The sequence below is a fragment of the Pseudomonas sp. P110(2024) genome, assembly GCF_057480795.1.
Genome location: NZ_JBLIYT010000014.1, coordinates 98,941 through 111,970, shown reverse-complemented (window position 1 = coordinate 111,970; position 13,030 = coordinate 98,941). Strand labels below are relative to the sequence as shown.

10 protein-coding genes are annotated in these 13,030 nt (G+C 62.3%); 1 reads left to right on the top strand and 9 read right to left on the bottom strand.

Features of this window, described 5'->3' with window-relative positions:
• Nucleotides 1-6: 6 nt before the first annotated feature.
• A complete protein-coding gene (ftsH, locus tag AC25ND_RS21580; RefSeq protein WP_028691259.1) occupies nt 7-1,914 on the bottom strand; it encodes an ATP-dependent zinc metalloprotease FtsH in 1,908 nt (635 codons plus the stop codon).
• 203 nt (nt 1,915-2,117) lie between these two features.
• Nucleotides 2,118-2,744 (bottom strand): 23S rRNA (uridine(2552)-2'-O)-methyltransferase RlmE, encoded by a 627-nt coding sequence (gene rlmE / locus AC25ND_RS21575; RefSeq protein ID WP_011532133.1) that lies wholly within the window; start codon nt 2,742-2,744, stop codon nt 2,118-2,120.
• 102 nt (nt 2,745-2,846) lie between these two features.
• Here rlmE and yhbY point away from each other — a divergent pair, with 102 nt between their 5' ends.
• A complete protein-coding gene (yhbY, locus tag AC25ND_RS21570; RefSeq protein WP_003249945.1) occupies nt 2,847-3,155 on the top strand; it encodes a ribosome assembly RNA-binding protein YhbY in 309 nt (102 codons plus the stop codon).
• Nucleotides 3,156-3,301: 146 nt separating this feature from the next.
• On the opposite strand, the gene AC25ND_RS21565 is transcribed toward yhbY, so the two are convergent.
• The 7 genes from AC25ND_RS21565 to dnaK form a co-directional block, all read right to left on the bottom strand.
• A complete protein-coding gene (locus AC25ND_RS21565; protein ID WP_011532132.1) occupies nt 3,302-3,742 on the bottom strand; it encodes a hypothetical protein in 441 nt (146 codons plus the stop codon).
• Nucleotides 3,720-4,202 carry a transcription elongation factor GreA gene (greA, locus tag AC25ND_RS21560; protein WP_011532131.1) on the bottom strand — a complete coding sequence of 161 codons (483 nt, stop codon included), beginning with the start codon at nt 4,200-4,202 and terminating at the stop codon, nt 3,720-3,722. The genes AC25ND_RS21565 and greA overlap by 23 nt, the downstream gene beginning before the upstream one ends.
• Complete coding sequence (gene carB / locus AC25ND_RS21555) at nt 4,199-7,420, bottom strand: carbamoyl-phosphate synthase large subunit (RefSeq protein WP_028691262.1); 3,222 nt, start codon at nt 7,418-7,420, stop codon at nt 4,199-4,201. The genes greA and carB overlap by 4 nt, the downstream gene beginning before the upstream one ends.
• Before the next feature lie 105 nt (nt 7,421-7,525).
• Nucleotides 7,526-8,662 (bottom strand): glutamine-hydrolyzing carbamoyl-phosphate synthase small subunit, encoded by a 1,137-nt coding sequence (carA, locus tag AC25ND_RS21550; protein ID WP_023629348.1) that lies wholly within the window; start codon nt 8,660-8,662, stop codon nt 7,526-7,528.
• Nucleotides 8,663-8,888: 226 nt separating this feature from the next.
• Nucleotides 8,889-9,695, bottom strand: coding sequence for a 4-hydroxy-tetrahydrodipicolinate reductase (gene dapB / locus AC25ND_RS21545; protein WP_028691263.1), 807 nt, complete (start codon nt 9,693-9,695; stop codon nt 8,889-8,891).
• A 13-nt stretch (nt 9,696-9,708) separates the two neighbouring features.
• Complete coding sequence (gene dnaJ / locus AC25ND_RS21540) at nt 9,709-10,833, bottom strand: molecular chaperone DnaJ (RefSeq protein ID WP_028691264.1); 1,125 nt, start codon at nt 10,831-10,833, stop codon at nt 9,709-9,711.
• Between the two features lie 211 nt (nt 10,834-11,044).
• A complete protein-coding gene (gene dnaK, locus AC25ND_RS21535; RefSeq protein ID WP_028691265.1) occupies nt 11,045-12,970 on the bottom strand; it encodes a molecular chaperone DnaK in 1,926 nt (641 codons plus the stop codon).
• Between the last annotated feature and the right edge of the window lie 60 nt (nt 12,971-13,030).

Here is a 13,030-nt window from a genome sequence, read left to right as displayed (position 1 = left end):
ATACCCTTAGTGTTGAGCCGCTGGACCGCCGATCGGCGACTCCGGACGATCATCCTGGGAAGCCTGGTTGCCGGAGGTTCCGGAATCATTGTCCCAGTCACGTGGCTCGCGCGGGGTACGGCCAGCCATGATGTCGTCGATCTGGTCGGCATCGATGGTTTCGTACTTCATCAAGGCCTCGGCCATGGCGTCGAGCTTGTCGCGGTTGTCGGTAAGGATCTGCTTGGCCGTGGCGTAGCACTGATCGATGATGCTGCGCACTTCGGAGTCGATCATCTTGGCGGTTTCGCCCGAGACGCTGGCATGCTGGCTCGCCGCGCTGCGACCGAGGAATACCTCGCCCTCCTCTTCGGCGTACATCAGCGGGCCGAGTTTCTCGGACAGGCCCCACTTGGTGACCATGTTCCGGGCGATCTGGCTGGCGCGCATGATGTCGTTGGAGGCCCCGGTGGTAACACCGTCGAAGCCCAGGGTCATCTCTTCGGCGATACGGCCACCGTACAGCGAGCAGATCTGGCTGATCAGCGCACGTTTGGACAGGCTGTAGCGGTCTTCTTCCGGCAGGAACATGGTCACGCCCAGGGCGCGGCCACGGGGAATGATCGAGACCTTGTAGACCGGGTCGTGCTCGGGAACGACGCGACCGACGATGGCGTGGCCCGCCTCGTGATACGCGGTGTTCTGCTTCTCTTTCTCGGACATGACCATGGTCTTGCGCTCGGCGCCCATCATGATCTTGTCTTTGGCCAGTTCGAACTCCTTCATCTCGACCAGGCGCTTGCTGGCACGGGCGGCGAACAGCGACGCCTCGTTGACCAGGTTGGCCAGGTCGGCACCGGAGAAGCCCGGGGTACCACGGGCAATGACCGCCGCATTGACGTTCTCGCCAACCGGGACCTTGCGCATATGCACCTTGAGGATCTGCTCACGACCGCGAATGTCCGGCAGGCCAACCACCACCTGGCGGTCGAAGCGACCGGGACGCAGCAGCGCCGGGTCGAGCACGTCAGGACGGTTGGTGGCTGCAATGACGATGATGCCATCGTTCATCTCGAAGCCGTCCATCTCGACCAGCAACTGGTTCAGGGTCTGCTCGCGCTCATCGTGACCGCCACCCATGCCGGCGCCACGATGACGACCGACAGCGTCGATCTCGTCGATGAAGATGATGCACGGCGCGTGCTTCTTGGCCTGTTCGAACATATCGCGAACACGACTGGCGCCCACGCCGACGAACATCTCGACGAAGTCGGAACCGGAAATGGTGAAGAACGGCACCTTGGCTTCACCGGCAATGGCCTTGGCCAGCAGGGTTTTACCGGTACCCGGCGGGCCGACCATCAGCACGCCGCGAGGGATACGACCACCCAGGCGCTGGAACTTGCCCGGATCGCGCAGGAATTCGACCAGTTCGCCAACCTCTTCCTTGGCCTCGTCGCAGCCGGCGACGTCAGCCAGAGTGGTTTTCACCTGGTCTTCGGACAGCAGGCGCGCCTTGCTCTTGCCGAAGCTCATTGGCCCGCCCTTGCCACCGGCACCGCCCTGCATCTGGCGCATGAAGAACATGAACACGGCGATGATCACCAGGATCGGGAAGCTCGCAACCAGCAACTGGGTCCAGATGCTCTGTTGTTCAGGTTGCTTGCCCTCGACGGTGACGTGGTTGTCGACCAGGTCTCCGATCAAGCCGTTGTCGGTAATCGCCGGGCGTACGGTCTTGAAGTTGTCGCCGTCAGTGCGCTTGCCGGTAATGATATAGCCGTCGACGGTCACCCGCTCAACCTTGCCATCCTTGACCTGCTGGATGAAGTCGGAATAGTTGAGGGTCTGCGGCTCGTTAGGGCTGGAGAAGTTGTTCATCACCGTCACCAGGACGGCGGCGATGATCAACCACAGGATCAGATTCTTTGCCATGTCGTTCAATTCGCTACCCTCTGAGGCCGGCGCACGACGCAGCCGTGCCTCGCATGATATTCATCGCCCTAACTTACTACATTACCCACGCATCCGCAGGCACCGTCTGTAACCCTTTGTGAAAGCTAGACTACACGAAGTTCGGACGATCCAGTCGGGACGGCCGATTGGAAATAACTATCGGCAACCCCGCAACACGCCTTTCATGCGCCCTTGAAACCCTTGCCCAGCAGGTACTGTTCACGGGAACGGTCTCGCGAGGAGGACGGCTTGCGCATCTGCACCTTGTCGAACTTGCTGCGCACGTCCTTGAGGTACATGTCGAAGCCTTCGCCCTGGAAGATCTTGATCAGGAAATCTCCGCCGGGCTTGAGCACACGGGTCGCAAGATCCAGGGCCAGTTCACAGAGGAACATGGCGCGCGGCATGTCCACTGCAGGCGTACCACTCATATTGGGGGCCATATCGGAAATCACAAGGTCGACGTGCGAATCGCCGACCGCCTGCAGGATTTGTTGCAGCACTTCGTCTTGGGTGAAATCGCCCTGGATGAAGGTAACGTCGGGGATCGAATCCATTTCCAGTATGTCCGAGGCGATCAGGCGGCCCTGCCCGCCAATCAGACGACTGGTTACCTGCGACCAGCCACCGGGAGCCGCACCGAGGTCGATCACGCTCATGCCCGGACGGATCAGGCGGTCTTTCTCCTGGATCTCCAGCAGCTTGTAGCTCGCGCGCGAGCGGTAGCCATCCTTCTGCGCCTGCTTGACGAAAGGATCGTTGAAATGTTCACGCAGCCAGTTTGCGCTGCTTTTGGAACGTTGTACCACGGGGCACCTCGATGATATGCGTCGTGTTTGACTGGGCGGAGCCACAGGCCCTCGGGTAAAATGCCCGTCAATTTTACAGAATCAGACGAAAAGGGTCAGATTATGCCGCTCAATAACGAGCAGAAGAAGCAATACAAGTCCATTGGTCACGACCTGAAGCCGGTCCTGATCGTTGCTGGCAACGGTTTGAATGAAGGCGTGATCGCCGAACTGGAGCGCGCCCTGGTCGACCATGAGCTGATCAAGGTCGAGATTCGCTCGGAAGATCGCGAGGAACGCGCCGAGACCATCGCCGAACTGTGCAAGGCCGGCCGCGCCGAACTGGTGCAGACCATCGGCAAGAAAGCGCTGATCTACCGCAAGAACCCACAGCCGAACAAGCAGCTGTCCAACATCCACCGTTACAAGTAACGGTAGCAGGGCTGCTGCGCAGCCCTTTCGCGACACAAGGCCGCTCCCACAGGGGACTGCACCGACCTACGGCGCAGCGCAATCCCTGCGGGAGCGGCCTTGCGTCGCGAAAGGGCCGCAAAGCGGCCCCGGCGATATTGAGTCGCTTACCGCCGCGCCCTGACCGGGACCGGCTGGGCCACCAGCACGATGCCGGAGAAGCCCAGCACCAGGAAGCAGAACATCTGCCAACGCTCGCCCACGGAGATCCCGTAGCGCAGCGTGTAGTAGCTGACGCAGGCGCCGAAGCCGAGCAGCAGCATCTGGCCGCGGAACTGCCGCCACCAGGCCGCCAGGCCATCCACCCTCGCCAGCACTGCCAACTGGGTCAACAACCCGAGCATGGCCACGCCAATCAACCAGCGGTCGATCTGCGCAGCCACGTCGTGCACCAGCAAAGGCGCCAGGCCACTGACCTTGAGCGCCGGCACCAGCCCCACGTGGAACACCCACAGGCCGCCGACCCAGAACACCTGGGCCAGCTGCCAGAGGATCCCCTCGAGGGATGGCGCCCGCAGGCGCCGGTCAGATGTGCTTGACTTCGACAATCTCGTACTCGACCGTGCCACTTGGCGTCTTGACGACGACAGTATCACCTTCTTCCTTGCCGATGATGGCGCGGGCGATCGGCGCACCGCTGGAGAGCTTGCCCTGCTTCACGTCGGCTTCGTCTTCGCCGACGATCTGGTAGGTCACCTCTTCATCGGTCTCGGTGTTCGCCAGCACCACGGTGGTGCCGAAAATCACCTTGCCGGTGTGGGCGATGGTGGTGACGTCGATCACCACCGAGTTCTGCAGACGGCCTTCGATATCGCGGATACGCGCCTCGACCATGCCCTGCTCCTCACGGGCGGCGTGGTATTCGGCGTTTTCCTTGAGATCGCCCAGCTCGCGAGCCTCGCCGATCGCCTGGCTCAGGCGTGGGCGCTCGGTTTTGCTCAGGAACAGATGCTCTTCCTCCAGGGCGCGAGCGCCCTGGACGGTCATCGGGTATTTGGTAATGCTCATGCTTTGAGTCCTGCATGCAGATCCTGCAGGCGACGAACGGTCTTTTCCGGACCGAATTTCAGCGCCTCGCAGATGGCTTCACCGGCCGCAATGGTGGTGGTGCAGTAGATCTTGTGCTGCAACGCATTGCGACGAATCGAGTAGGAGTCAGCGATCGACTGGCGACCTTCGGTGGTGTTGATGATCAGCGACACTTCGTCGTTCTTGATCATGTCGACCACGTGCGGACGCCCCTCGGTCACCTTGTTCACGCGACGCACTTTCAGGCCGGCCGCTTCGATTACCTTGGCGGTGCCGGCAGTGGCGACCACTTCGAAGCCCAGGGCGATCAGGTCGCGGGCAACGCCAGCCACTTGCGGCTTGTCGTCGTCACGCACGCTGATGAACGCGGTACCACCGGTCGGCAGCACTTCGCTGGCGCCCATCTGGGCCTTGGCGAAGGCTTCGCCGAAGCTGTCGCCGACGCCCATGACTTCACCGGTCGATTTCATCTCAGGGCCGAGGATCGGGTCAACCCCCGGGAACTTGGCGAACGGGAAGACGGCTTCCTTGACGCTGTAGAAGTTCGGGATGATTTCCTGGGTGAAGCCCAGCTCTTTCAGGGTCTTGCCGGCCATGACGCGGGCCGCGATCATCGCCAGAGAAGTGCCGATGCACTTGGAGACGAATGGCACGGTACGCGAGGCGCGTGGGTTGACCTCGATCACGTAGATCTTGTCGCCCTGCAGGGCCAGCTGCACGTTCATCAGGCCGACCACGCCCAGCTCCAGGGCCATTTTCTTGACCTGGACGCGGACTTCGTCCTGTACTTCCTTGCTCAGCGAGTAAGGCGGCAGCGAGCACGCCGAGTCGCCGGAGTGAACGCCGGCCTGCTCGATGTGTTGCATGATCGCGCCGATCACCACGTCGGTGCCGTCGCAGACCGCGTCCACGTCCATCTCGATGGCGCAGTTGAGGAAGTGGTCGAGCAGCACCGGGCTGTCGTTGGAGACCTGTACCGCTTCACGCAGGTAGCGCTTGAGCTCGTCCAGTTCGTAGACGATCTCCATGGCGCGGCCGCCCAGCACATAGGACGGGCGAACCACCAGCGGGTAACCGATCTTGCCAGCGGCAGCGATGGCTTCGTCTTCGCTGCGAACGGTGGCGTTTGGCGGCTGCAGCAGGTTCAGGCGCTGAACCATCTGCTGGAAGCGCTCACGGTCTTCGGCGCGGTCGATGGCGTCCGGGCTGGTACCGATGATCGGCACGCCGGCTTCTTCCAGGGCACGCGCCAGTTTCAGCGGGGTCTGGCCGCCGTAGTGGACGATCACGCCTTTCGGCTTCTCGACGCGGCAGACTTCCAGCACATCTTCCAGGGTCAGCGGCTCGAAGTACAGGCGGTCGGAGGTGTCGTAGTCGGTGGAGACGGTTTCCGGGTTGCAGTTGACCATGATGGTCTCGTAACCGTCTTCACGCAGCGCCAGCGCGGCGTGCACACAGCAGTAGTCGAACTCGATGCCCTGGCCGATACGGTTCGGGCCGCCACCCAGGATCATGATCTTGTCACGGGTCGACGGGTTGGCCTCGCACTCTTCCTCGTAGGTCGAGTACAGGTAGGCGGTATCGGTGGCGAACTCGGCGGCGCAGGTGTCGACGCGCTTGTACACCGGGAACACTTCCAGCTTGTGGCGGTGACGGCGCAGGTTCTTGTCGGTGATGCCGAGCAGCTTGGCCAGGCGCTGGTCCGAGAAGCCCTTGCGCTTGAGGCGCAGCATGTAGTCCTTGTCGATCGACGACAGGGCCAGGGTCTTGACCTTTTCTTCTTCCTTGATCAGGTCTTCCATCTGTACCAGGAACCACAGGTCGATGCCGGTCAGGGCAAAGATTTCCTCGATGGTCATGCCCGAACGCATCGCGTCGGCGACGTACCAGATACGCTCGGCGCCCGGCACGGTCAGCTCGCGCTTGAGGATGCTGGCCGCTTCCGGGCTGGCCAGGTCGACTTTCGGGTCGAGGCCGCAGGCACCGACTTCCAGGCCGCGCAGGGCTTTCTGCAGGGATTCCTGGAAGGTGCGGCCGATGGCCATGACTTCACCCACGGATTTCATCTGGGTGGTCAGGCGGGCGTCGGCTTTCGGGAATTTTTCGAAGGCGAAGCGTGGCAGCTTGGTGACGACGTAGTCGATCGACGGCTCGAAGGACGCCGGGGTGCGGCCACCGGTGATGTCGTTCTGCAGCTCGTCGAGGGTGTAGCCGATGGCCAGCTTGGCGGCGATCTTGGCGATCGGGAAGCCGGTGGCCTTGGAAGCCAGGGCCGAGGAACGGGAAACCCGCGGGTTCATCTCGATCACGACCATGCGGCCAGTGTTCGGGCAGATACCGAACTGCACGTTGGAGCCGCCGGTCTCGACACCGATTTCACGCAGCACCGCCAGCGAGGCGTTGCGCATGATCTGGTATTCCTTGTCGGTCAGGGTCTGTGCCGGAGCAACGGTGATCGAGTCACCGGTGTGCACGCCCATCGGGTCGAAGTTCTCGATCGAGCAGACGATGATGCAGTTGTCCTTCTTGTCGCGGACCACCTCCATCTCGTATTCCTTCCAGCCGATCAGCGATTCGTCGATCAGCAGCTCCTTGGTCGGCGACAGGTCCAGACCACGGGTGCAGATTTCTTCGAACTCTTCACGGTTGTAGGCGATACCACCGCCCGTGCCGCCCATGGTGAACGATGGGCGGATGATGCATGGGAAGCCGAGCTTCTCGAGGACCGCGTTGGCCTCTTCCATGCTGTGGGCGATACCGGAGCGCGGGCACTCCAGGCCGATGTCCTTCATCGCCTTGTCGAAGCGCGAACGGTCTTCAGCCTTGTCGATGGTGTCGGCGTTGGCGCCGATCATCTCTACGCCGAACTTCTCCAGGACGCCATGGCGCTCCAGGTCCAGGGCGCAGTTCAGCGCGGTCTGGCCACCCATGGTCGGCAGGACGGCGTCAGGGCGCTCTTTCTCGATGATCTTGGCCACCGACTGCCACTTGATCGGCTCGATGTAGGTGGCGTCGGCCATGGCCGGGTCGGTCATGATGGTGGCCGGGTTGGAGTTCACCAGGATGACGCGGAAACCTTCCTCGCGCAGGGCCTTGCAGGCCTGGGCGCCGGAGTAGTCGAATTCGCAGGCCTGGCCGATCACGATCGGGCCAGCGCCGAGAATCAGGATGCTTTTGATGTCTGTACGTTTTGGCATGGTTGTCACTCAAATCCGGGGTCAGTCGGCAAGCCGCTTTGAACAATCTGGGTCAGGCACTGCCGGGCGCGGCGCGAGCCGGCCCGGGGCCTTGAAGCAGGATGCTCAGCGGCGCTTGGCCATGGCATCGGTGAAACGATCGAACAGTGGCGCGACGTCGGTCGGGCCTGGGCTCGCTTCAGGGTGACCCTGGAAGCTGAACGCGCTCTTGTCGGTGCGCTCGATACCCTGCAGGGTACCGTCGAACAGCGACTTGTGAATGGCGCGTACGTTAGCCGGCAAGGTTGCTTCATCGACGGCAAAGCCGTGGTTCTGGCTGGTGATCATGACCACGCCGGTGTCCAGATCCTGGACCGGGTGGTTGGCACCGTGGTGGCCATGACCCATCTTCACGGTCTTGGCGCCGGAGGCCAAGGCCAGCAGTTGGTGGCCGAGGCAGATGCCGAAGACCGGAATCTCGGTCTCGAGGATTTCCTTGATCGCCTGGATGGCGTAGTCGCATGGCTCCGGATCACCAGGGCCGTTGGACAGGAACACACCATCGGGGTTGAGCGCGAGCACTTCGCTGGCCGGGGTCTGGGCAGGCACCACGGTCACGCGGCAACCACGCGCGACCAGCATGCGCAGGATGTTCAACTTGACGCCGTAGTCGAAGGCAACCACGTGGTACGGCAGGTCGGCAGCGTCGATGGTCGGGTGGCTGTCGGTCTTCAGTTCCCAGACGCTGGAACGCCACTCGTAGCGCTCCTTGGTGGAAACGACCTTGGCCAGGTCCATGCCCTTCAGGCCCGGGAAGGCACGGGCAGCGGCGATGGCCTGCTCTTCGGTGATGTTGTCACCGGCGAGGATGCAACCGTTCTGGGCGCCTTTTTCACGCAGGATACGGGTCAGGCGACGGGTATCGATACCGGCGATGGCGACAACATTGTTGGCCTTGAGGTACTCAGGCAGCGACTGGGTATTGCGCCAGTTGCTGGCCAACAGCGGCAGGTCGCGGATGACCAGGCCGGCGGACCAGACGCGGTTGGATTCGGCGTCTTCCGGGGTGGTGCCGGTATTGCCGATGTGCGGGTAGGTCAGGGTGACGATTTGCTGCGAGTAGGAAGGGTCTGTAAGGATTTCCTGGTAGCCGGTCATAGCGGTGTTGAATACCACCTCGCCAACGGTCTGACCGTCGGCACCAATGGCTTCACCGCGAAAAATACTGCCGTCGGCAAGGGCGAGTATGGCTGGCTTTGTCAAGAAGACCTCCCGTAAATCAAGCATGAAAGGGCGATCGCAGGTTGCAAAAAAGCGGAGTGACGTATGGACACGTCACCCCGCTTTTAAGTGCTGAATTCAATTCGCTGCGCGCTTTTAGTGGACACACTAAAGCTGTAGCTTACAGAAAAGTGCGTTTTGGGTCTACCGTAGATGTGTCTCTAAACCACACTAATGCGACAAGGGGCTGCCAGGCAGCCCCGCGACATCAACGCAGCTCAAGCACGTCCTGCATGTCGTACAGGCCAGGCTCACGCCCTTCCAGCCACAGCGCAGCGCGTACGGCGCCCTTGGCGAACGTCATGCGGCTGGAGGCCTTGTGGGTGATCTCCAGGCGCTCGCCTTCGGCGGCGAACAGCACGGTGTGGTCACCGACCACATCACCGGCACGTACAGTAGCGAAACCGATGGTCTTGCGATCACGGGCGCCAGTCTGGCCTTCACGGCCATAAACGGCCACTTCCTGCAAGTCGCGCCCCAACGCATTGGCAACCACTTCACCCATGCGCAGAGCGGTCCCCGACGGCGCGTCGACCTTGTGCCGGTGATGGGCTTCGATGATCTCGATATCCACATCATCGCCCAGCACCCGGGCCGCCATGTCCAGCAGCTTGAGGCTGAGGTTCACGCCCACGCTGAAGTTCGCGGCGAAGACGATCGGAATCTCCTTGCCCGCCTCCGCCAGCAACCCTTTCTCTTCCGGCGTGAAACCGGTGGTGCCGATGACCATGGCCTTGCCCGCCTTGCGGCAGAACGCCAGGTTCTTCAGGGTCACCGAAGGATGCGTGAAATCGATCAGCACATCGAACTCGTCGGCGACCTTGGCCAGGTCATCGCAGATCAGCACGCCGATACGCCCCAGGGCCGCCAGCTCACCGGCATCGGCCCCGACCAGCGAGCTGTCCGGGCGATCGATCGCCGCTGTCAGCCCGGCCTGGGGCGCCTGCTGCTGCACAGCCTCGACGAGGGTCTTGCCCATCCGCCCCGCCGCGCCCATTACCGCAATACGTCGCATAGCCTGTTCCTTCTCAGAGATCGCCGAAGAAGCGCTTCACACCCTCGAACCAGCCGCTGGCCTTGGGCGAATGGGAGCTGTCGCCTTCCAGCGAATCGCGCAGCTCTTCGAGCAGCTCGCGCTGGCGACGACTGAGGTTGACCGGCGTTTCCACCGCCACCCGGCACAGCAGGTCGCCTGCCGCGCCACCGCGCACCGGCGCCACGCCCTTGCCGCGCAAGCGGAACTGCTTGCCGGTCTGGGTGCCTTCGGGGATCTTCAGCTTCACGCGACCATCGAGGGTCGGCACTTCCAGCTCGCCACCCAGGGCGGCATCGGTATAGCTGATCGGCACTTCGCAGTAGAGGTGCTTGCCGTCGCGCTGGAAGATCGGGTGCTCGCGCACATTGACGACCACATACAGGTCACCGGTAGGACCACCATGGGCGCCCGCCTCGCCTTCGCCGGACAGGCGAATGCGATCACCGGTATCGACACCGGCCGGAACCTTGACCGACAGCGTCTTGTACTCCTCTACACGACCTTCGCCGTGGCACGAACCGCAAGGGTCGGTGATGATCTTGCCCTGGCCATGGCAACGCGGACAGGTCTGCTGCACGGCGAAGAAGCCCTGCTGCATGCGCACCTGGCCGATACCGCCGCAGGTCGGGCAGGTCGACGGTGTCGAGCCCTTCTTGGCGCCGGAGCCGTCGCACGGCTTGCAGTTGACCAGCGTGGGCACACGAATGTTGACCGTGGTGCCGCGCACCGCCTCTTCGAGGTTGAGCTCGAGGGTGTAGCGCAGGTCGCTGCCGCGCTGGGCACCACCACGACCGCCTCCGCGGCCGCCGCCGAAGAAGTCGCTGAAGACATCGCCAAAGATGTCGGAGAAGTTGGCACCACCGAAACCGGCACCGCCGCCACCCATGCTCGGGTCAACACCGGCGTGGCCATACTGGTCGTATGCCGCGCGCTTGCTGGCATCGGACAGCACCTCGTAGGCCTCGTTGGCCTCCTTGAACAGGTCTTCCGACTCCTTGTCGCCCGGGTTGCGATCCGGGTGGTACTTCATCGCCAGACGGCGGTAGGCCTTCTTGAGATCACCTTCACTGGCGCCACGCTCGACACCCAGGACCTCATAAAAATCACGCTTTGCCATAGGTCATTTGCACTCTTGGGGGCGTTCGGCATACCTCGGCGCATCGTGCGCCATGCCACCAGCACCTGCCGTCATGGGCGAATGCGCCGCGACAGATGCCGTAAATAATTCTCGTGTCCCAGACACGCCAACGCGGGAGCAAGCTCCCGCGCGGCGACATCCTACCAGTTCACCAGCAAACGACGGTGAACCGGCCGACAACATGCAGGAATTACTGCTTGTTGTTGTCTTTCACTTCTTCGAACTCGGCGTCAACCACGTCGTCGTGCTTGGCTTCCGGCTCGGCCTGCTGGGCGCCGCCCTGTGGCTGCTCGGCCTGCTGCTCGGCGTACATCTTCTGGGCAACAGGCGCCGAGACCTTGGACAGCTCCTCGACCTTGGCGTCGATGGCGGCCTTGTCGTCGCCTTTGACGGCGGCTTCCAGGGCGACCACGGCGGCCTCGATGGCGGTCTTCTCTTCAGCGGTGACCTTGTCACCGGCTTCAGCGACCATCTTGCGGGTCGAGTGAACCAGCGCGTCACCCTGGTTACGGGCGGCGGCCAGTTCTTCGAACTTGCGATCTTCCTCGGCGTTGGCCTCGGCGTCACGCACCATTTTCTCGATTTCTTCGTCGGACAGGCCGGAGTTGGCCTTGATCACGATCGACTGCGCCTTGCCGGTGGCCTTGTCCTTCGCGCCGACGTGCAGGATGCCGTTGGCGTCGATGTCGAAGGTCACTTCGATCTGCGGCACGCCGCGCGGAGCTGGCGGGATGTCGGCCAGGTCGAACTTGCCCAGCGACTTGTTCTGCGAAGCTTGCTTGCGCTCACCCTGCAGCACGTGGATGGTCACGGCGCCCTGGTTGTCATCGGCGGTCGAGAACACCTGCGACTTCTTGGTCGGGATGGTGGTGTTCTTCTCGATCAGCGCGGTCATCACGCCGCCCATGGTTTCGATACCCAGGGTCAGCGGGCTGACGTCCAGCAGCAGCACGTCCTTGACGTCACCAGCCAGAACAGCGCCCTGGATGGCGGCACCCATGGCAACGGCTTCGTCCGGGTTGACGTCCTTGCGCGCTTCTTTACCGAAGAAGTCGGCAACGGCTTTCTGCACCATCGGCATACGGGTCTGGCCACCGACCAGGATCACGTCGTCGATCTTGCTGGCGTCGATGCCGGCGTCCTTCAGGGCGATGCGGCATGGCTCGATGGTACGGTTGACCAGGTCTTCGACCAGCGACTCCAGCTTGGAGCGGGAGATCTTCACATTCAAGTGTTTCGGCCCGGTCGCATCTGCGGTGATGTACGGCAGGTTGACATCGGTCTGCTGGCTCGAGGACAGCTCGATCTTGGCCTTTTCAGCGGCTTCTTTCAGGCGCTGCAGGGCCAGGGGATCGTTCTTCAGATCCATGCCGGACTCTTTCTTGAACTCGTCGACGAGGTAGTCGATCAGGCGCATGTCGAAGTCTTCGCCACCCAGGAAGGTGTCGCCGTTGGTGGCCAGTACTTCGAACTGGTGCTCACCGTCGACTTCGGCGATTTCGATGACCGAAACGTCGAAGGTACCACCACCGAGGTCGTAAACGATGACGGTGTGGTCGCCCTTGGCCTTGTCCATGCCGTACGCCAGCGCAGCGGCGGTCGGTTCGTTGATGATGCGTTTTACGTCCAGACCGGCGATGCGACCGGCATCCTTGGTGGCCTGACGCTGGCTGTCGTTGAAGTAGGCCGGCACGGTGATGACCGCTTCGGTGACCGGCTCGCCGAGGTAATCTTCGGCAGTCTTCTTCATCTTCTTCAGGACTTCGGCGCTGATCTGCGGCGGAGCCATTTCCTTGCCGGAGGCCTCGACCCAGGCGTCACCGTTGCTGGCCTTGACGATCTTGTAAGGCACCAGCTTGATGTCTTTCTGCACGACATCTTCTTCGAAACGGCGGCCGATCAGGCGCTTCACAGCGAACAGGGTGTTGTGCGGGTTGGTGACCGCCTGGCGCTTGGCCGACTGGCCGACCAGGATTTCGCCGTCGTTTGCGTAGGCGATGATCGAAGGCGTGGTACGCGCGCCTTCAGCGTTCTCGATGACCTTGGCGGTGCCGTTTTCCAGCACGGAGACGCAGGAGTTGGTGGTCCCCAGGTCGATACCGATGATTTTACCCATGTTGATTCTCCCGAAACTTGAATTTGATAGCAGCGACTGCCTTGGCCCACTGCACTAATA